Source organism: Streptomyces sp. NPDC091209 (assembly GCF_044757755.1).
In the GTDB taxonomy this organism is placed as follows: Bacteria; Actinomycetota; Actinomycetes; order Streptomycetales; family Streptomycetaceae; genus Streptomyces.
Genome location: NZ_JBIVVR010000007.1, coordinates 319,097 through 338,413, shown reverse-complemented (window position 1 = coordinate 338,413; position 19,317 = coordinate 319,097). Strand labels below are relative to the sequence as shown.

16 protein-coding genes and 5 tRNA genes are annotated in these 19,317 nt (G+C 72.3%); 6 read left to right on the top strand and 15 right to left on the bottom strand.

Going from position 1 to position 19,317, the window contains the following annotated elements; translation table 11 throughout:
- Positions 1-11 precede the first annotated feature (11 nt).
- From ACIQRL_RS22455 to ACIQRL_RS22445, 3 genes are all read right to left on the bottom strand, one after another.
- Positions 12-836 carry a GNAT family N-acetyltransferase gene (locus ACIQRL_RS22455; RefSeq protein ID WP_401334059.1) on the bottom strand — a complete coding sequence of 275 codons (825 nt, stop codon included), beginning with the start codon at positions 834-836 and terminating at the stop codon, positions 12-14.
- Between the two features lie 79 nt (positions 837-915).
- Complete coding sequence (locus tag ACIQRL_RS22450; protein WP_401334056.1) at positions 916-1,737, bottom strand: aminotransferase class IV; 822 nt, start codon at positions 1,735-1,737, stop codon at positions 916-918.
- Positions 1,738-1,871: 134 nt separating this feature from the next.
- The gene (locus ACIQRL_RS22445) at positions 1,872-2,918 is read right to left on the bottom strand and encodes a chorismate-binding protein (RefSeq protein WP_401334054.1); all 1,047 of its coding nucleotides are present in this window, start codon (positions 2,916-2,918) and stop codon (positions 1,872-1,874) included.
- A gap of 156 nt (positions 2,919-3,074) precedes the next feature.
- Here ACIQRL_RS22445 and ACIQRL_RS22440 point away from each other — a divergent pair.
- The 5 genes from ACIQRL_RS22440 to ACIQRL_RS22420 all read left to right on the top strand — a co-directional run bounded on the left by ACIQRL_RS22440 (position 3,075) and on the right by ACIQRL_RS22420 (position 3,553).
- Positions 3,075-3,147, top strand: a tRNA-Gly gene (locus tag ACIQRL_RS22440).
- Between the two features lie 38 nt (positions 3,148-3,185).
- A tRNA-Cys gene (locus ACIQRL_RS22435) sits at positions 3,186-3,259 on the top strand.
- A gap of 1 nt (position 3,260) precedes the next feature.
- Positions 3,261-3,332: transfer RNA gene (locus ACIQRL_RS22430), tRNA-Val, on the top strand.
- A 34-nt stretch (positions 3,333-3,366) separates the two neighbouring features.
- Positions 3,367-3,438: transfer RNA gene (locus ACIQRL_RS22425), tRNA-Val, on the top strand.
- Positions 3,439-3,478: 40 nt separating this feature from the next.
- Positions 3,479-3,553, top strand: a tRNA-Val gene (locus tag ACIQRL_RS22420).
- Between the two features lie 166 nt (positions 3,554-3,719).
- On the opposite strand, the gene ACIQRL_RS22415 is transcribed toward ACIQRL_RS22420, so the two are convergent.
- From ACIQRL_RS22415 to ACIQRL_RS22400, 4 genes are all read right to left on the bottom strand, one after another.
- On the bottom strand, positions 3,720-4,028 hold the full coding sequence (locus ACIQRL_RS22415; protein ID WP_401334051.1) for a zf-TFIIB domain-containing protein: 309 nt from the start codon (positions 4,026-4,028) through the stop codon (positions 3,720-3,722).
- Between the two features lie 74 nt (positions 4,029-4,102).
- Complete coding sequence (locus ACIQRL_RS22410; RefSeq protein ID WP_401334048.1) at positions 4,103-5,062, bottom strand: phosphotransferase; 960 nt, start codon at positions 5,060-5,062, stop codon at positions 4,103-4,105.
- 365 nt (positions 5,063-5,427) lie between these two features.
- Entirely contained in the window at positions 5,428-5,634 is a 207-nt protein-coding gene (locus tag ACIQRL_RS22405; RefSeq protein ID WP_401334045.1) for a hypothetical protein, read from the bottom strand.
- A 241-nt stretch (positions 5,635-5,875) separates the two neighbouring features.
- Positions 5,876-6,109, bottom strand: a complete 234-nt coding sequence (locus tag ACIQRL_RS22400; protein WP_261702819.1) for a hypothetical protein — start codon at positions 6,107-6,109, stop codon at positions 5,876-5,878.
- Positions 6,110-6,305: 196 nt separating this feature from the next.
- Here ACIQRL_RS22400 and ACIQRL_RS22395 point away from each other — a divergent pair, with 196 nt between their 5' ends.
- Positions 6,306-7,571 carry a serine/threonine-protein kinase gene (locus ACIQRL_RS22395; RefSeq protein WP_401334477.1) on the top strand — a complete coding sequence of 422 codons (1,266 nt, stop codon included), beginning with the start codon at positions 6,306-6,308 and terminating at the stop codon, positions 7,569-7,571.
- Between the two features lie 64 nt (positions 7,572-7,635).
- Here the strand turns inward: ACIQRL_RS22395 and ACIQRL_RS22390 are convergent, their stop codons facing one another.
- The 8 genes from ACIQRL_RS22390 to ACIQRL_RS22355 form a co-directional block, all read right to left on the bottom strand.
- Entirely contained in the window at positions 7,636-8,454 is an 819-nt protein-coding gene (locus ACIQRL_RS22390) for a TrmH family RNA methyltransferase (protein WP_401334042.1), read from the bottom strand.
- A 64-nt stretch (positions 8,455-8,518) separates the two neighbouring features.
- Positions 8,519-9,751 carry a uroporphyrinogen-III C-methyltransferase gene (gene cobA, locus ACIQRL_RS22385; protein ID WP_401334040.1) on the bottom strand — a complete coding sequence of 411 codons (1,233 nt, stop codon included), beginning with the start codon at positions 9,749-9,751 and terminating at the stop codon, positions 8,519-8,521.
- A 164-nt stretch (positions 9,752-9,915) separates the two neighbouring features.
- A complete protein-coding gene (cobT, locus tag ACIQRL_RS22380) occupies positions 9,916-13,620 on the bottom strand; it encodes a nicotinate-nucleotide--dimethylbenzimidazole phosphoribosyltransferase (protein WP_401334037.1) in 3,705 nt (1,234 codons plus the stop codon).
- 345 nt (positions 13,621-13,965) lie between these two features.
- A complete protein-coding gene (gene cbiE, locus ACIQRL_RS22375; protein ID WP_401334034.1) occupies positions 13,966-15,177 on the bottom strand; it encodes a precorrin-6y C5,15-methyltransferase (decarboxylating) subunit CbiE in 1,212 nt (403 codons plus the stop codon).
- Positions 15,178-15,456: 279 nt separating this feature from the next.
- Positions 15,457-16,095, bottom strand: coding sequence for a GNAT family N-acetyltransferase (locus ACIQRL_RS22370; RefSeq protein WP_401334032.1), 639 nt, complete (start codon positions 16,093-16,095; stop codon positions 15,457-15,459).
- A 175-nt stretch (positions 16,096-16,270) separates the two neighbouring features.
- The gene (locus tag ACIQRL_RS22365; protein WP_401334029.1) at positions 16,271-17,101 is read right to left on the bottom strand and encodes a MetQ/NlpA family ABC transporter substrate-binding protein; all 831 of its coding nucleotides are present in this window, start codon (positions 17,099-17,101) and stop codon (positions 16,271-16,273) included.
- 101 nt (positions 17,102-17,202) lie between these two features.
- Positions 17,203-17,940, bottom strand: coding sequence for a methionine ABC transporter permease (locus ACIQRL_RS22360; protein WP_401334026.1), 738 nt, complete (start codon positions 17,938-17,940; stop codon positions 17,203-17,205).
- A complete protein-coding gene (locus ACIQRL_RS22355) occupies positions 17,937-19,028 on the bottom strand; it encodes a methionine ABC transporter ATP-binding protein (RefSeq protein ID WP_401334474.1) in 1,092 nt (363 codons plus the stop codon). Before ACIQRL_RS22355 ends, ACIQRL_RS22360 begins: the two co-directional genes overlap by 4 nt.
- Positions 19,029-19,317: the final 289 nt, after the last annotated feature.

Sequence of the window (19,317 nt, the reverse complement as noted above, 5' to 3'; positions counted from 1 at the left end):
CCGGGCCCGGGCTAGAGCAGCGTCTTGTACAGGCAGTACTCGGCCGTCTCGTAACCGAGCGACTCGTAGAGCCGCTCGGCGGGGGTGTTCCCCGCGAAGACGTTGAGAGCGATGCGGTTCAGTCCGGCGGCCGTCGCCTGGGCCTCGGCCAGCCGCATGAGCGTCCGGCCGTGGCCGTGGCCGCGCTGTTCGGCGCGGACCCCGACGTCGTAGACGAAGGCGTGCCCGCCCCGGCGCCCCAGCCAGAGTTCGCCCACGGGGACGCCCTCGTGTTCCAGGACGCTCAGCCACATGTCCGCGGTGTCCGGGCCCTGCGGCAGCGCACCGCCGTAATCACGGCTCGCCTTGGCGAGCGCGTCGGCCTCCGGCACACCGCGCCGGATCCATTCCTCGGCGTACCCCTGTCTGCCCGTCCGGTCCCAGATCTCGTACTCGTCCCGGGTCATGGGCCGGTCGGCGCCGCCCGGGGGCAGTACGGGCGCGGGGCCGTCGAGCGCCTTCTCCATGACGCGGTTGCGCAGGACGTAGCCGAGCGCCCGGGTGAGTTCCAGGGCCGCGGCGGCGTCGCCGGGAACGGTCACCTCGATCTGCCGGCAGCCCCAGCCCCGCGCCACCTCCTCCGCCGCCAGCGCGGCCACCGTGCCCCGGCCACGGCCGCGGTCCGGCTCCTCGATGCGGAGCTCGTGGATCCTGGCGACGGACGGGCCCGAGCCGGGATCCGTCGTGAGGTGCACCCGGCCGACGGGACGGCTGTTCACGCACACGTGGTAGCGGCGTGAACGCGTCCCGTCGGCGGCGCGCTGAAGCGGCTCGGTCGGCCGCAGGGTCGTGGTCATCAGGGGTGTTGTACCCGCTGACGCGCGCGCGGTCAGCCGAATTACCGTGCGTCCAGGGGCCGACGGCCCCGGGGACCGGTCAGGGGTCGAGGTCGTCCCCGGCCCGCTCGTCGAAGACACGCATCGCCTTGGCGGTCACCGGGCCCGGCGCGCCCGGCAGTTCACGGCCGTCGACCCGGTGCACCGCCTGCACATCGCGCAGCGTCGAGGTCAGGAAGATCTCGTCGGCGCGCTCCAGGACGTCCATCGGGAGGTCGGTCTCCTTAGCCCCGGTCCATTCGACCGTGAGGGCCCGGGTGATGCCGGCGAGGCAGCCGGAGGCGACCGGCGGGGTGTGGATCTCGCCGTCGAGGACGACGAAGACGTTCGACCCGGTGCCCTCGCAGAGTTGGCCCACCGTGTTGGCGAACAGCGCCTCGGAGGCGCCGTGTTCCCGCGCGCGGGCCAGGGCGACGACGTTCTCGGCGTACGAGGTGGTCTTGAGGCCGGTCAGGGCGCCGCGCTCGTTGCGGGTCCAGGGGACGGTGACGACGGCCGTGGAGTCGGGGCGCGGGGCGGAGGTGCCGAGCGCGACGACGAGCGTCGGACCGTGCTCTCCGCGGTCGGAGCCGAGCGGTCCGTGCCCGCCGGTGTACGTGATGCGGAGCCGGCCGAGCGGCATCGGATTGGCGTCGAGGACGGCGGCGCAGGCGCGGCGCACCTCGCCGGCGTCGGGCTCGGGCAGACCCAGACCGCGCGCCGAGCGGGCCAGCCGGTCGAGGTGACGGGTCAGCGCGAAGGGCCGGCCCTCGACCGCCTTCACGGTCTCGAAGATGCCGTCACCCACGGTCAGTCCGTGGTCGAAGACGGAGACGCGGGCGGCCTCGATGTCCTGCAGCCCGCCGTCGAGCCAAAGCTTCACTGGTCCCTACCTCGCATGCGTGAATGCGCCGGACGCGTCGTCCGGCGTGGCGTTGCGGCCCGGGTTCCCGGCATCGCCCCGGAAGGTTCCCGGTGTCGTCCCGAGAACCGGGTGGGTCCGTGGTCGATCCGTGGTCAGTCCGTGGGAGTCCCGTCACCCGCGTCGTACGTTCCCGACGCTACCGCGAGCAGCCGGGACGCCTTCAGCTCGGTCTCCCGCCACTCCCCCTCGGGGTCGGACCCCCAGGTGATGCCCGCCCCCGTGCCGAAGCGCAGGACACCGTCGGCGCGGTCGATCCAGAACGTACGGATGCCCACGGCCAGCTCGCCGGTGCCGCGGTCGGCGTCGACCCAGCCGATGCCTCCGCAGTACGGGCCGCGCGGCGCGGTCTCCAGGGCGTCGATGATCCGCAGCGCGCTGGATTTCGGGGCGCCGGTGACCGAGCCGGGCGGGAAGGCGGCGTCGAGGAGTGCCGGCCAGCCGACGCCCTCGCGGAGCTCGCCGCTGACGGTGGAGACGAGGTGTACGAGCCCGGGGTGCTTCTCGACGACGCACAGGTCGGGCACGGTCACGGTGCCGGTGGCGCAGACCTGGCCGATGTCGTTGCGGACGAGGTCCACGATCATCACGTTCTCGGCGTAGTCCTTGTCCAGGAGGTCGGCCTCGGTGCGTCCGGTGCCCTTGATCGGGCCGGACTCGACGGACCGGCCCGCGCGGCGCACGAAGAGTTCCGGGGAGGCGGTGGCTATCTCCACACCGTGATCCGGCAGCCGAATCGTTCCCGCGTACGGCGCCGGGTTGCCGCGCGCCAGCAGGGCGGTCAGCGCGTCGACGTCCGCGTCGGGCGGCACGGGCGCGGAGAGGACACGGCAGAGGTTCGCCTGGTAGACCTCGCCGGCCGCGATGTGCTCGCGGATACGTCGCACCCCGGCCGTGTACGCGGCGCGGTCGAGGGACGACTTCCAGTCACCGGACGCCGGGCCGTGCCACCGTCCGGGCACCGGCGCCGGCACCGGCTCCTCTCGTACGTCCTGGAAGCGGGCGCAGGTCAGACGCCCTTCGAAGTCGGCAGAGACGGCCCAGAAGCCGGTCGAGTCCAGGGCCGCGGGATCGCTGGTGACATCGAGGAGACCGGTCGCGACGAGGCCACCGAAACGGGCGAGAGGAGGGAGGTCGAGCACGCAGACGAGTCTAGGGCGGGTGTCCTGCGGGTGCCCTGACCATGTCCTCGGGCGGACAGACCGCAGCACGCTGCACAAACGCGTTTTTGTGCTGGCCCGGGAATCCGCTAGAGTTCAACTCGTCGCCGGGACGCGCAAGCGCCACGGAAACGACAAGCGGACGTAGCTCAGTTGGTAGAGCGCAACCTTGCCAAGGTTGAGGTCGCCAGTTCGAACCTGGTCGTCCGCTCGCAGGAAGTGGGGGATCTTTCCCGAACCCGCACTCCTGGTGGAGTGGCCGAGAGGCGAGGCAACGGCCTGCAAAGCCGTCTACACGGGTTCAAATCCCGTCTCCACCTCCAAGGACGATTAGCTCAGCGGGAGAGCGCTTCCCTGACACGGAAGAGGTCACTGGTTCAATCCCAGTATCGTCCACTGGTCCGCAAGGACTTGATCCGCGAGGATCCCCGCGCGATTAGCTCAGCGGGAGAGCGCTTCCCTGACACGGAAGAGGTCACTGGTTCAATCCCAGTATCGCGCACGCAGTACCAGCAGCAAGCGTGGCTCCGGCCGCGTGACCCGCGCGATTAGCTCAGCGGGAGAGCGCTTCCCTGACACGGAAGAGGTCACTGGTTCAATCCCAGTATCGCGCACCAGCAAAGCCCCCGGCCGTCTCGTACGGCCGGGGGCTTCGTCGTGTCCCGGGCGCGCCGGCCGTGTCCGCTGACGGGACACGCGGGTCCCCCGACGACTGTCCGGACAACGACGGTCCGGACACGCAGAAGGGGGCCCCTCCGCCCGGGAGGAGCCCCCTTCGTTCGTTCAGGACGAGAAGAGCATGTGGCCGAAGCTCTTGTGCCGGTGATGGCTGTCGTGGCCGCCGTAGTGACCACCGTGACCGCCGTGGCCGCCGTGCTGCGGGGCGCCCCAGGCGGGCGCCGGGGCGGACGGGTAGCCCTGCGGGACGCTCGGGGGCGGCGGCGCGGGCTGGGACCACTGCGACTCCACCCGGGTCAGTGCCTCCAGCTCGCCGTAGTCGAGAAATATCCCGCGGCAGCCGCTGCACTGCTCGATCTGGACGCCATTGCGGTTGTACGTGTGCATCGGCGCATGGCATTTCGGACACTGCATGCTCGGCTCAACTCCTCGCCGGTCGGTACTGCTTCCGCCAGGACAGACACTGCCCGGCTTCGGTCGGTTGCACCCTACGTCGCGAAACCTCGGGTCAACTCGGGCGGGACCGCGCTCATTCGGTCACAGGCGTCGACCACGGCCTGCTGCACCTCGTCCAACGGCCGCTCCGCGGCGACGGACTTGGCGACGGCCAGGGCCGCGGTCTGCACGGTGAGGGCGCGGGCCGCGACGTCCAGGGCGGCCCACGGATCGCCGTCGGCGGGAACGGCCGGGCCGCCCGCGCTCCGGTAGGCGGTCAGGAAGCGGAGCCACTCGTCGGTCGGCAGCAGCCCGCAGGCGTACCAGGCCGCCGGACGGGCCAGGTCCCAGGCCGGGACGCCGACGCCCAGGTCGTCGACGTCGATGAGGAGCCAGGGACCGTCCGGCGCTGGGTGGCGTACGAGCTGGCCGAGGTGCAGGTCGCCGTGGCACAGGGTCGTGGTGTGCGGCATCGGGGCCTCTCCGCGCGCCCAGCCGGGCAGGGTCGCCCAGGCGCGCAGGACCGGGCCGGCGCCCGGGTGCGGGCCGGCGGCGCGCAGCCGGGCCGTCGCGCGGGCCGCCTTGACGGGCCCCCGCATGGGCGGCAGCCCGTCCGGGGCGGGAGCCCGGTGCAGTCGGGCCAGCAGGGTCCCGGCCGCCTCCCAGGGAGCCGCGTCGGGGGTGTCGGGGTCGACGGGACCGCCGTACGGCCAGAGGGTCACCCGGCGGCCGAGGAGGTCGGCGGGGGTGGGGTTCAGCGGCGGCAGCAGGACACCGGGGAGGTTCGCGGCCGCGGAGAGCCGGAGGGCGAGCGCGGCGGGGTCCGTGTCCGGGGCGTGGGCCTTGGCGACGAGGTCGGCGTGGCGGACCACGGCGCCGTCGTCCCGGTCCGCGAGGAGCGCGTCCTCGGCACCGCAGGGGCAGGTGCCGCGGGGGCCGGGCACCCTCCTCGCCGGGTGAGCGGCGTGGCGCACCGCGGCGGTGAGCGCGGGCACCAGGCTGTCAGCGGTCACGGATCCCCCTGGGGCTGTACGACGAACCTGTACGACATCTGCCGTGAGGGTACGCAGCCTGGTGCGGAACCCCGGCACCTCGACACCCCTGTGTCCCGGCTCCGCGGCACAACCTGGGGCTCTGGACCCCGGGCCCCGCGACGCCCCCGCACCCCCTGGAGACCCGCACCCCGGAGACCCTCGTCCTGGGGCCTGGAGCGGGCATCGGGACGCAGACAGCGAGAGACCGGCAGCAGGCAAAAAAGATGCCCGCGCAGCTCCCCAGCTGCGCGGGCATCTTGTGCCGTCCGCCGCACCCCCGTCCCCACGGGGTTTCATGGCCGGATGTCCCCGCCCGGACCGCTCTTCCGGGCCTGGGGCGCCGCTCAGCGCCCCAGCATCACGCCCACGGACGACGCCTGTGTGACCACCGCGTCCCAGCCGCCGAAGACGACTACGAGCAGGGCCGCCAGGGGAAGGACCATCGCCGTCGCCACCAAGGGGTGGCGCTGGCCCTGGCGCGTGCCGAACGCGGCGGTGTACGCCCTGCGTCCCTGCGTGCGGAGCTCTGTCCGCGGTGCCGTCTGGGCCATGGTCCCTCTCCTGACCGAGATTCTGTTGTGCCTGGCAGCGGCGGGTGTCTGACCTCGGGGGACGAGTGCTGCACCCGCCGCTTGACCTCAAATCTAGGCGTACGGCGACGTCGGGTCGTCATGCCCTCGTACCGATTGCCGGGCCTCCCGGAGGATGAGCGATGACCTGCGGAGTACTACCGTGGGTGGAGACGCGGACCCAGGTCTCAGGGTCTTCCCGGAGGGGGTGCCCGTTGTGCCCCTACTGTTCTGAGCTGTCCTCCCGGGGAACGGGCTGCTCGACGAGCGCCAGCACCCGAGTCGCCATGAAGCGGGCGGTCCGTACCACTGTTCCGTTTCGAGTGACTTCGCTCACTTCCACGACACCTCGGCGTACCGCCGTCTCCACCCGGCGACCCGCCCTGCTCGCCACCACCTCGTACGTACGCGTCGTGTCCCCCGCGTCCACGACTATCTCCACGCGGTCACCCTTCACGGGCTCAATCCCCCTTCTGTGATGGATGGTTGAGATCACAGGCGGTCCAAAGAGGCCCTGTTCGCAAGCTCCCTGACCACCTCTCAAGTTTCCCACCCGGCACTGACAATCGATCGGGGCGAGAGGGCGCGGCCTCTGCGCGCACCCGGCCGCGGAAACGTAAGCTGTGGCTCGTCAAACGGACCGGGCAGCGGGGATGGACATGGCGATGATGCGCCTGAGGCGCGAGGACCCGCGTGTCGTCGGCTCGTTCAGGCTTCACCGACGGCTCGGCGCGGGCGGTATGGGTGTGGTCTACCTGGGCTCCGACCGGCGTGGCCAGCGGGTCGCACTGAAGGTGATCCGGCCGGATCTGGCGGAGGATCAGGAGTTCCGCTCACGGTTCGCGCGGGAGGTCTCGGCGGCACGGCGGATCAGGGGCGGCTGCACGGCCCGGCTCGTCGCCGCGGACCTGGAGGCGGACCGGCCGTGGTTCGCCACGCAGTACGTGCCCGGCCCCTCGCTGCACGACAAGGTCGCCGAGGAGGGGCCGCTGTCGGCCGCCGACGTGGCCGCCGTCGGTGCCGCGCTCTCCGAGGGTCTGGTCGCGGTGCACGAGGCCGGGGTGGTCCACCGGGACCTCAAGCCGTCCAACATCCTGCTGTCCCCCAAGGGGCCGCGGATCATCGACTTCGGCATCGCGTGGGCGACCGGGGCGAGCACGCTCACGCACGTCGGCACCGCGGTCGGTTCCCCCGGCTTCCTGGCGCCGGAGCAGGTGCGCGGTGCCGCCGTCACCCCGGCCACGGACGTGTTCGCGCTCGGGGCCACGCTCGCGTACGCGGCGACCCAGGACTCGCCCTTCGGACAGGGCAGTTCCGAAGTGATGCTCTACCGGGTGGTGCACGAGGAGCCGCATCTGCACGGGGTTCCGGACGCGCTCGCGCCGCTCGTCCGGGCCTGTCTGGCGAAGGACCCCGAGGAACGGCCCAGCACCCTCCAACTGTCCTTGCGGCTCAAGGAGATCGCGGCCCGCGAGGCCCAGGGCATGGCGGACGCGCGGCCGCCCGCGCCGCGCACGGATCCGGACCGTCCGACGGGCCGCCTGGCCGAGCAGTACGCCGAGCAGCGCACCCAGCGGCGTCCGGGGACCACTCCCCCGCCGCGCACCGGCGGGACGAACGGCGGATCGCGGTCGGGATCGCGGCCGGCACCCGTCCGCAACACCGGCCGCACCGGGAACCGGCCCGCGCCCCGCAGCGGCGCCGGACGGCCGGGTCCGCGCACCACCGGAACCGGCAGGCGGCCCGCCAATCCGCGACTGCTGCGCCAGCGGCTGTTCGTGTTCGTGGTGGTGACGCTGCTGGTCGCGCTCGGTATCGCCGCGGCCCAGGGGTGCCAGGGTCCGTCCCGCGGGCTCGATGACGGCCCGCGCGGCGGCACGCACCAGGAACAGAGAGCTCAGGGGCGCCTGGGGACGTGACGGTCCGTAAGGGCACTGGAGAAGCGGTGTCGGACCGGAGACCGGGCCGTGCCGCGGGTGACCCTCAGCTCTCGGGGCGGCCCGTCGCCACCGCGTAGAAGGCGACCGCGGCCGCCGCGCCGACGTTCAGGGAGTCGACGCCGTGGGCCATCGGGATGCGGACCCATTCGTCGGCCGCCATCAGGGCCCGGGTGGACAGACCGTCGCCCTCCGCGCCGAGCATCAGCGCGACCCGGTCCATCTTGTGCGGGGCGGCCTCGTCGAGGGACCTGGCCTTCTCGTCCGGGGTGAGGGCGAGCAGGTTGAACCCGGCGTCGCGCACCGATTCCAGGCCCTTGGGCCAGGTGTCGAGACGGGCGTAGGGGACCGAGAAGACCGCGCCCATCGAGACCTTCACCGAGCGGCGGTAGAGGGGGTCGGCGCAGTCCGGGGAGAGCAGTACCGCGTCCATGCCGAGGGCGGCGGCGGAGCGGAAGATGGCGCCGATGTTGGTGTGGTCGTTGACCGACTCCATGACGACGACCCGGCGCGTGGACCGGAGCAGTTCGTCGGCGGTCGGCAGCGGCTTGCGCTGCATCGAGGCGAGCGCTCCCCGGTGCACGTGATAGCCGGTGACCTGCTCGGCGAGCTCCGGGCTGACCGCGTAGACGGGTGCCGGGAGCTCGTCGATGACGTCGCGCATGACGTCGACCCACTTGGCGGACAGCAGCATCGAGCGCATCTCGTAGCCGGCGTCCTTGGCCCGTCTGATGACCTTCTCGCCCTCGGCGATGAACAGGCCCTCGGCGGGTTCGCGCTTGCGGCGCAGTTCCACGTCGGTCAGGCCCGTGTAGTCGCGCAGACGCGGGTCGTCGGGGTTCTCGACGGTGATGAGATCGGCCACAGGGTGATACTGCCTTGTCCTGGGTGCGGTGCCAACGGCTGGGAACGGGTTGGGTTACCCGGGGTTACTCGGGAAGTCCGGGGCCGACGTTCACGACCTCGCCGATGACGATGACCGCGGGCGGCCGCACGTCCTCGGTACGAACGGTCTCGGCGACGGTGGCCAGGGTGGCGTCGACCCGGCGCTGTGCCGCGGTCGTGCCCTCCTGGACGAGGGCGACGGGGGTGTCGGCCGGCTTGCCGTGGGCCACGAGGGTGTCGGCGATCCTGCCGATCTTGTCGACGCCCATGAGGACGACGAGGGTGCCGCGCAGCTTGGCGAGGGCCGGCCAGTCGACGAGGGAGCGCTCGTCGTCGGGGGCGACATGACCGCTGACCACGGTGAACTCGTGGGCGACACCCCGGTGGGTGACCGGGATGCCCGCCGCGCCCGGCACCGAGATCGAGCTGGAGATGCCGGGGACGATCGTGCAGGCGATGCCCGCCTCGGCGAGCGCCTGGGCCTCCTCCATGCCCCGGCCGAAGACGAACGGGTCGCCGCCCTTCAGCCGGACGACGGACTTGCCCTGCTTCGCGTGCTCGATGAGGGCGTTGTTGATGGCCTCCTGGGCCATGAACCGGCCGTACGGGATCTTCGCCGCGTCGATCACCTCGACGTGCGGCGGCAGTTCGGCGAGCAGGTCGCGGGGGCCGAGGCGGTCGGCGATGACCACGTCGGCCTCGGCGAGCAGCCGACGGCCGCGCACCGTGATCAGGTCGGGGTCACCGGGACCTCCGCCGACCAGGGCGACGCCGGGGGTACGGGTGCGGTGGTGCGGGGCGACGAGGGTGCCGTCGCGCAGGCCCTCGACCACGGCGTCGCGGATGGCGGCGGTGTGGCGGGGGTCGCGGCCCTTGGCGTTCGTGGTGAGGACGGCGACGGTCACGCCCTCGCTGTGGCCGGTGGCCGGGGTCCACGCGGTCGCCGCGTCGGCGTCGTCCGAGCGGACGCACCAGACGCGGTTGCGCTCCGCCTCGGCCGAGGCGTCGGCACTGGCCGTCGGGTCGCTGGTGGCGATCAGCGCGTACCAGGCGTCGGCGAGATCGCCCTCCTCGTACGGGCGCCTCGTCCAGGTGATCTCGCCCGCGTCCGCCATCGCCTCGACGGACGGGGTCGCCTCGGGTGACACGAGGTGGACGTCCGCGCCCGCCGCGATGAGCGCGGGGAGCCGGCGCTGGGCCACCTGGCCACCGCCGAGGACGACGACGCGACGGCCGGCGAGGCGGAGGCCCACGGGGTAGGCGGGGTGTTCGGCCATGGAGGTGCGGCTCCTCGTACGGGCAGGCGGTGCGGTGGGCGCGCTGCGGCTCTGGAGCGGCCCTGACGTGGGGTGTTCAGTAGGGGTCCGGCCCGGGGGTCCAGACTACGGCGGGGCCGGGTGGGCAGCTCGGAACGCCTGCCCACCCCACCGGTGCCGTCGGACTACTTCTCGGTCACCCCGGCCGAGTCGAACGTCGCGACCTCGTGCATCGCACGCGCCGCGCTCTGGACGATGGGCAGGGCGAGCAGGGCGCCGGTGCCCTCGCCGAGGCGCAGGTCGAGGTCGATCAGGGGGCGCAGGCCCAGCTTGTTCAGGGCGGCCACATGACCGGGCTCCGCGCTGCGGTGACCCGCGATGCAGGCGGCCAGGACCTCGGGCGCGATGGCGCGGGCCACCAGTGCGGCGGCGCCGGCGCTGACGCCGTCCAGGATCACGGGCGTACGCAGGGACGCGCCGCCGAGGAGGAGTCCGACCATGGCGGCGTGTTCGAGGCCGCCGATCGCCGCGAGGACGCCGATCGGGTCGGCCGGGTCCGGCTGGTGGAAGTCGATGGCACGGCGGACGACCTCGGTCTTGCGGGCCAGGGTCTCGTCGTTGATGCCCGTACCGCGGCCCGTCACCTCGGCGGGGTCGGCGCCGGTGAAGACGGAGATCAGGGCCGCCGACGCGGTCGTGTTGGCGATGCCCATCTCACCGGTCAGCAGCGCCTTGTTGCCCGCGGCCACCAGGTCGCGGGCCGTCTCGATGCCCACCTCCAGCGCCGCGATGGCCTCTTCGCGGGTCATGGCGGGGCCCGTCGTCATGTCGGCGGTGCCCGCGCGGACCTTGCGCGGCAGCAGACCCGGCGTGGCCGGCAGGTCGGAGGCGACGCCCACGTCGACGACGCAGACCTCGGCGCCCACCTGGTTGGCGAACGCGTTGCAGACCGCGCCGCCGCCCAGGAAGTTGGCCACCATCTGCCCGGTGACCTCCTGCGGCCAGGGGGTGACGCCCTGCGCGTGGACGCCGTGGTCGCCCGCGAAGATCGCGACGGCGGCGGGCTCCGGGATCGGCGGCGGGCACATCCGGGACAGGCCCGAGAGCTGCGCGGAGATGATCTCCAGCATGCCGAGGGCGCCCGCGGGCTTGGTCATCCGCTTCTGGCGCTCCCACGCCTCACCGAGCGCCTTGGCGTCCAGGGGGCGGATGTTGGAGACCGTCTCGGCGAGCAGGTCGTGCGGCTCCTCGCCGGGCAGGGCACGGCGGCCGTACGTCTCCTCGTGGACGACCCAGGACAGGGGGCGGCGCTTGGACCAGCCGGCCTGCATCAGCTCGGGCTCCTCCGGGAACTCGTCGACGTACCCGACGCACAGGTAGGCGACGACCTCCAGGTGGTCGGGCAGGCCCAGGGCGCGGACCATCTCCCGCTCGTCGAAGAAGCTGACCCAGCCGACGCCGAGCCCCTCGGCGCGGGCGGCGAGCCAGAAGTTCTCCACGGCGAGCGCGGCGGAGTACGGGGCCATCTGCGGCTGGGTGTGCCGGCCGAGGGTGTGGCGTCCGCCGCGGGTCGGGTCAGCGGTGACGACGACGTTCACCGGGGTGTCGAGGATGGCCTCGATCTTCATTTCCTTGAACTGCTTGGCCCGGCCCTTGGGAAGCGACTGGGCGTAGGCCTCGCGCTGGCGCTGGGCGAGCTCGTGCATGCTGCGCCGGGTCTCGGCGGAGCGGATGACGACGAAGTCCCAGGGCTGGGAGTGGCCCACGGAAGGAGCGGTGTGCGCGGCCTCCAGGACGCGCAGGAGCACGTCGTGCGGGATCGGGTCGCTGCGGAAGCCGTTGCGGATGTCACGGCGCTCGCGGATCACACGCAGGACGGCCTCGCGCTCGGCGTCGTCGTAGCCGGGGGCCGCCGGACCGGTGGACTCTCGTACGTCTTCCACCACGGCCGTGCTCTCTTCCTGGTCGGCGACCTGGGTGTGCAGGTCCTCCGCTTGCTGTGCGACTACGGGTTCCGGCTCCGCGGTGAGCGGTTCCGGTACGGGGGCGGGCTCGGGCACGGCCTCCGCTTCCCGGGGGGCGGGCACGGGCGCCTGGGCGACCGGCTCGGCCGCCGCCCCGGAGGTCTCCTCGACCGGGTCGGGCGCCATGACGACCACGGCCTGCGCGGGTTCCTGGGCCGGCTGCTCCTCCTCGACGGGCAGCGGCGGCACGGTCAGGGCGTGCGGCGGGGTCGGGGCCAGGTGCGGAGTCGTCGGCACCTGGCCGTCCACGGGCACGAACCGGCCGAGGCTCTGGTCGGCCTGGGGCACCAGGGGCGCGCCGGGGAAGCCGGGGGCGCCCGCCGTGTCCAGGGCGCTCGCGTAGTACGGGTCGCCGTGGACCGGGGGGTGCTGGTCGCCGTGGGAGTGTCCCGCGGCGGGGTGGGAGGCGTCGGCGTGCGCGGCCACGCCCACCGGTACGGCGTGCGGGGCCTCCGTCGTGCCGGGTCCGGAGAAGGCGACGCCGTCGTGGGGCAGGGCCGCGTCCTCGGAGAGCGCGGCGCCGTTCTCGGCGAACGCGGGCCGGTCCGTGGACGGCTCGGCCTGGAACTCGTCGAGGCCGATGCCGTGTCCGCCCGGCGAGGCCTCCGCCGAGCGCGCGGAGAGCGCCGACAGCGCGGACTCCGGGACCTCGAAGACGTGCGGGGCCCCGGCACCGACGGACTGCTCGGTCCCCGGCAGCGAAGCCTCGTCCGCGAATCGGACCGCCGGTTCCGGCAGGTGGACGGGGGCGTCCGTGAACCCGGCCCCGTGGGCTCCGGGCTCGGCCGGGTCGTCGTACATGTCCTGGCCGAGGGGCTGCGCCGGGAGCTGAGCGGCGGCGAGGTCCTCCTCGGCGGGGGCGCGGTGCTGCCCGGGCACGACATCGCCGGCGTCCTCGGGGACCGGCACCGGTGCGGCCTCGTGCGCGAACGCCTCGACGTCGCCGGGGGCCTGCCCGGCGGCGACGTCGGTGTCGGCGGTGTCCGGCGTACCGAGGGTCATCGGGGCGTCCGGGAACTCCGGAGCGTCGAGAACGTGCGGGGCGGGCGTGCCGTCCGTGGCGGGCACGGGCCCGGGAGCCTGTCCGTCCGCCTGGTCCTCGAGGTCGAGCGACATCCCGTCGGCCCCCGGCATCGGCGCCTGGGCGGCGTCGGGTGCCGTGGCCGGGTCGTGCGGAACGGGCGCCGCCGCGAAGCCGGGCGCCTGCTCGGCCTCGGCGGCCTGCGGCGCCTCGGCGACCGGTCCGGCCGCCACGCTCAGCCCGGACCCGGGCAGCGGTCCCGTCTCCGGGACGGCCGTTTCCGCCGCCGTGGCCGGGCCGCCCACCGGCGGAGTCCCCCACGCCACCGCGCCCTGCGGGAGCGCCTCGCCCAACTGGGGCACGTCCAGGTACTCGGGACCGACGGTCGGCGGGCCCGCGTGCCGCAGCGGGGTGACCGGGCTGGCCATGGAGCCGGTGCGGGAGCCCGCGGGTCCACGGTCGGCCAGCGAGCGCACCGGGCTGGAGGAACCGTCCGGCGTGGGCGGGCCGAGGTGCAGCGGACGGCGCGGCGGCACAGGCTGCGGGACGGGCGCCGAGCTCGGCGCGCGGACGGCGCCGAGGTCGATCGCACCGCTGTCCCGTCCGTCCGTCTCGTGCGGACCGGGCTCGTCGGTGAAGGGCATCGGGGCCGGCGGCGGCACCTCGTTGCCCCAGGCGCCCTGCGCACCGGGCGCGCCCGGCATCAGAAGCAGGTCGTCGTCCTCGACGGGGTTCTCGGAGGGGTCGAGGAAGGTGTACGCGCCCGGCGAGGTGACGCCCGGCTGCTCCACCATGCCTGCGCTCTCCGGCAATCCCTCGCCCGGGACCTGGCCGGTGTCGGTCATGCGTACCCCTCGCCCATCGGTTAGTGCTTCCAAGTCCAGCTCGCCCGGAACGGCGCACCGACCGCCCCACAGTGAAGAACGAGCGTGCGTGCCCAGCGGCACGAACGACCGGCCAACAAAGACGACAAAGCCATTAACTGGCATTGTCCCGGTCATCCCGCCCTCGCGACAGCGTGATCCGCGAGTGCCCGCTGTGGACTGCGCCACGTTGCGCGTCCTCCGGTTCTGCCGTACCACACACGCCTCAAAACGGGCGGGTTTTCCGGACATTGGCCTACGAAAGGCCGACCCCCCGGGAGCGGTACAACGATCGGCCAGCCTACCGCGCGCAGTACGACAACAGGATCACGGGGCGCGATCCGGCAGACGGCCGCTGAGCAGGAACGCGACGCTCCGCTCCTTCTCCGTCCAGGCCCTCGTATCGAGTTCGACGGACTGAATGAGAGCGCACTCGACGTCATAGCCGTGCTCGCTCAGATCGCGGCCGATGAGTTCGGCGGCGTCCCGGGTGGCGGCGTGCGCGACGATCCGCTGCGGCCGGCGGTCGGCGACGGCGGAGACGACCGCCGCTCCCCCGCCGCCGACGCGGACGACATCGGGTTCGGGCAGGTCTTCCAGGATGTGCGGGGCGCTGCCGTGCACGATCTGCATCTGGACGCCGTACCGGCGGGCCGAGTGCTCGGTGCGGGCGCAGGAGCCCGGACTGCGGTCGACCGCGATGACGGCCGCTCCGGTGCGGGCGGCCTCGATGGCGAAGGCGCCGCTGCCGGCGCCGATGTCCCAGACGAGGTCGCCGACGCGCGGTCCCAGCCGGGCGAGTTGGGCGGCCCGCAGCAGATCCGTCTCGCCTTCGCCGAGCGCGCCGCCGTACGCCCCGGCGGGCAGCGCCCAGCCGCGCGGCCCGCCGGCGGGCTCCCGGCCGGCGATCCAGCCGCCGCCCTCGACGGCGGCGACGAAGCCGCCGATGACGATCACGACGTTGGGGTCGCGCCAGGTGTGGTCGGCCGCCTTGTCGGAGGTCAGGATCGTGACCTGTTCCCGGGTGGTGCCCAGTTCCTCACAGATGACGAAGGTCCGGTGCACTCCTTCGAGCAGCAGACCGAGTTCGGCGGGTCCGGCGCCGGGTGAGGTGAGGACCGCGACTTTGGTGTGGGCTCGACATACATTCACCGCGCGTCGCAGGGTGCGACTGTGTGCGACGACCACTTGTGCGTCGTCCCAGGGCATTCCGGCACGGGCGAAGGCGGCGGCCACCGCGGACACGGCGGGCACGACTTCGACCTCCAGGCCGAACTCGGGCGCGCGCAGGGTCCGTACGACGCCGAAGAATCCCGGGTCCCCGTCGGCGAGGACGACGGCGGTGCCCCGGTGGCTCGCGATCCGGCGGGCGGCGAGGGCGACACTGCCGAGCCGGATGCGTTCGGCGCCCTCGGGCACTTCGGGGAGCGCGAGATGGTGGGCCGCGCCGGCCACCAGCGTGGCGGCACCGAGAGCGGAGCGCGCCGCGACGGTCGGCGGCGAGCCGTCCCAGCCGATCACCGTGACCCGGTCGGCCATCGTCGTCAGTCTCCAGAAGGTCTTCGCAGGTCGTCAGGTGCAGCCCGGGCGGGCTTGGTGAGGGTACCTGGTGCGGCCCTGCGGCGCGGTGCCGGTCGGCGTGGCGCGGGACAGCTCCCGCCGCGCGCGGATCACACGTCCGGTCCGGGGCGCCGGGGTCCGGTGAACCGAGTCCGGTACACCCCTATGACTCGACGCGCCCGTACATGACTCACCACGAGCGTTCCCGTACGGAGGGGGAGCACGGCGCGTGGAATGCCGTACGGCTGCCCGGCCCGCTCAGTTCCAGTCGCTGAACGACGTGAAACCGCCGGTGTCGGCGAGGCGCCCGCCCATGCCGTCGAGGTCCTCCGGTACCAGACTCCACACGATGAAGTCGGTGCGCAGGTCGACCCAGGCGCCGTCCTCGGTCCGGGTGCGCGCTATACAGGCATTGCGCAGCACGCCCTCGCTGATGCAGCCGATCTTCTGGGCGACCTGCTGCGAGGCGGTGTTGCCGGCGGCCGTGCGCAGTTCGATGCGCTCGAACTTCTGGTCGCGGAAGAGCCAACGGGCGGTGGCGAGCGCGGCTTCGGACGCGTAGCCCTCGCCGCGCGCCCAGGGGGCGATGATGTAGGAGAGCTCGGTGGAGCGAACGCGCCAGTTCGTCTTGCCGAGTTGGATGATGCCGACCAGGCGCTGGGTGAGGAACTCGGTGACGGCGAGGTCGAGTCCACGCCCCTCCGTGCGTTCCGTGGGCGCGTAGTCGGTGATCCAGTCGCGGGCACCGCCCTCCGAAAACGGCTGGGGGATCGACGTCCAGGCCGCCACCATCTCGTCGTTCATCATCTCGGCCAGCGGGGAGACGTCGTCCTCGTCGAGCGCACGCAGGACCAACCGCTCCGTGCTGATGGAGATGTCGGGGAAGGTGCTCGTCATGCGACGCTCCGTAACCGTCGGGGACTCCGGACCTGATATACCGTCTGGTCCGCTGAACTGCCCAGCATGCAGCATGAAACCACTGAACGGCACAACGGGGTCCACTCCGGGTAATGGAGTGGACCCCGTGTGGTGACGAGGGAGGCCGCGGGCCGTAAGTGGCCCGGTTCCCCGGCTACTTGAACGACGGGATGACGGAGCCCGCGTACTTGTCCTCGATGAACTTCTTGACCTCGGGCGAGGTGAGGAGCTTCGCGAGCTTCTTCACGCGCGGGTCGCTCTCGTTGCCCTTCTTGACGGCGAGGAAGTTGCCGTACGGGTTGTTCGTCGCCGACTCCAGGACGAGGGCGTCCTTGGCGGGCTTGAGGTGGTCCTCGATGGCGTAGTTGCCGTTGATCACCGCGGCGTCGACGTCGTCCAGGGAGCGCGGGGTCTGGGCCGCCTCCAGCTCCTTGAACTTGAGGTTCTTCGGGTTCTTCGCTATGTCCTTGGGCGTCGCGCTGTTGCCCGCCCCGTCCTTGAGCGTGATGATCCCGTTGGCCGCGAGCAGCTTGAGCGCGCGGGCCTCGTTGACCGTGTCGTTCGGGACGGCGACCGTCGCGCCGCTCTTCAGGGCGTCGACGCTCTTCACCTTGTGGGAGTAGAGGCCGAGCGGCTCCAGGTGCACCGTGACGACGGGCACGATGTGGGTGCCGTTCTTCTTGTTGAAGTCGTCGAGGTACGGCTGGTTCTGGAAGTAGTTGGCGCCCACGGACCCGTCCTCGGTCGCCGTGTTCGGCGTCACGTAGTCGGTGAACTCCTTGACCTCCAGGTCCAGGCCCGCCTTCTTCGCCAGGTGGTCCTTGATGAACTCGAGGATCTCGGCGTGCGGGACCGGGCTGGCCGCGACGACCAGCGGGCCGCTGGTGTCGGAGGCGGAGTCCTTGCCGGAGCCGCAGGCGCTGAGCCCGAGGGTGAGGGCTCCGGCGGCGAGGACGGCGGTGGTGATCTTGGCGGTGTTACGCACGAAAAGTGCCTTTCCTTATGGGGTGAAGCTGCCCCGTCTTGGGTGAACGGGGAAATCTGCGGGTGGGAGAACCGGGGGCCGGACGCGGGGCCCGAGGCGTTTCAGGCGACCTTGCCGACGTCGGCCGCCGCGGGCTTCGCGGCCTTCAGCAGCCGCAGCTTCGGAGCGGCGCCGGACTGGCCGCCGCGCCGGTGCAGGGTGCGGGCCGCGTAGTCGCCGGCGAACTGGATGGCCGAGATGACGACGGCGAGGATGCCGACCGTGATCCACATGAGTCCGGACTCGAAGCGCTGGTAGCCGTAGCGGATCGCGATGTCGCCGAGGCCGCCCGCGCCGACGGTGCCGGCCATCGCCGAGTAGCCGATGAGGGCGACGACCGTGGTGGTCGCGGAGGAGATCAGCGAGGGAAGCGACTCCGGTACGAGGACCCTGCGGACGACGGTCCAGGTGTTGCCGCCCATCGCCTGAACGGCCTCGACGAGCCCGCCGTCCACTTCGCGGACAGCCGTCTCGACCAGACGCGCGAAGAACGGGATGGCACCGACCGCGAGCGGGACGATGGCCGCCTCGCGTCCGATCGTCGTTCCGGTGATCGTGCGCGTGAAGCTCATCAGCGCGACCATCAGGATGATGAACGGCAGCGAGCGGGCGACGTTCACGACCTGCCCGATGACCTTGTTCACGACCACGTTCTGCAGCAGGCCGCCGCGGTCCGTGAGAACCAGCAGGATGCCCAGGGGAAGGCCGCCGAGCACGGCGATCAGCGTGGACCAGCCGACCATGTAGAGCGTGTCCCAACACGCCTGGGACAGCAGCGGCTGCATCTCCGACCAGGTCACAGGGCACCTTCCTTCACCAGAACGGGCTCCTGGCCCTGAATGTCGATCTGCAGGCCCTGCTCGCGCAGGAAGCCGATCGGCACGACGTTCTCCTCGTAGCGGCCGGGCAGTTCGATGCGCATCCGGCCGACCTGCTTGCCCGCGACGGTGTCCATCGCGGCACCGAGGATCGAGATGTCGATGTTGTAGGTGCGCGAGAGCTGCGAGATGACGGGCTGGGTGGCCGACTCCCCGTGGAAGGTGACGTCGATGACGGTGCGGTCGTCGCCCGAGGCCTCGCCGCTGACCGGGAAGAGCGCGGAGGCCAGCTCGGAGCCGGGCGTCGCGAGGAGTTCGCTGACGGTGCCGGACTCGACGATGCGGCCGTTCTCCATCAGCGCGGCCGAGTCGCAGACCGTCTTGACGACGTCCATCTCGTGGGTGATGAGCAGGACGGTCAGGCCCAGCCGGCGGTTCAGGTCGCGCAGCAGCTGGAGGATGGATCGGGTGGTCTCGGGGTCGAGGGCGCTGGTCGCCTCGTCGGAGAGCAGCACCTTCGGGTCGCCGGCCAGCGCGCGGGCGATGCCGACGCGCTGCTTCTGACCGCCGGAGAGCTGCGCGGGGTACGCCCTGGTCTTGTCGGAGAGACCGACCAGGTCGAGGAGTTCGAGTGCCTTCGAGGACCGCTGCTTCCCCGAGAGGCCGAGGATTTCGAGCGGCAGCTCGACGTTGTCCTGGACGGTCCGCGAGGACAGCAGGTTGAAGTGCTGGAAGACCATGCCGATCCGGCTGCGCGCCTGACGGAGCTCCCGGCCGGCCCGCGGGCCGCGCCCGGCGAGAGCGGTGAGGTCCTGCCCGGCCACGGTGACCGTGCCGGAGGTCGGACGCTCCAGGAGGTTGACGCAGCGGATGAGCGAGGACTTGCCGGCGCCGGACTGGCCGATGACGCCGTACACCTCGCCTTCGCGGACATGCAGATCGACGCCGTCGAGGGCGGTCACTTCACGGCCGCGCGAGCGGTAGACCTTGGTGAGGCCCGTTGTCGTGATCACTGGGAATTCCGTCACTGTCGAGTGCGGGGCGTGGGTGTGCGCCGGGCACGGGTGCATTCGGTCGGAACGCGGCACGGTTCTCGCGATGGCGATGGAACCGGAAGGAGAACGTGTGCGCGGGGCAGCCCGGTCACGTACGCGGTACGGACACAGGGCGCGGCGATCCCGCTTCGGGGCGCGGGATCAAGCGGTGGTGCGGGGGCCCTCTAGCAGGCGCACATTCGACACATACAACGAGCACCGGGCGTCGTGGTCGCCTCGGTCGCAAGGATGCGGCAGCTCGTCGTGGTCATGGAATGAAGTAAAGCAGACCGGAGGCCGGGGGCCGCCATCGCTGTCCGAATAG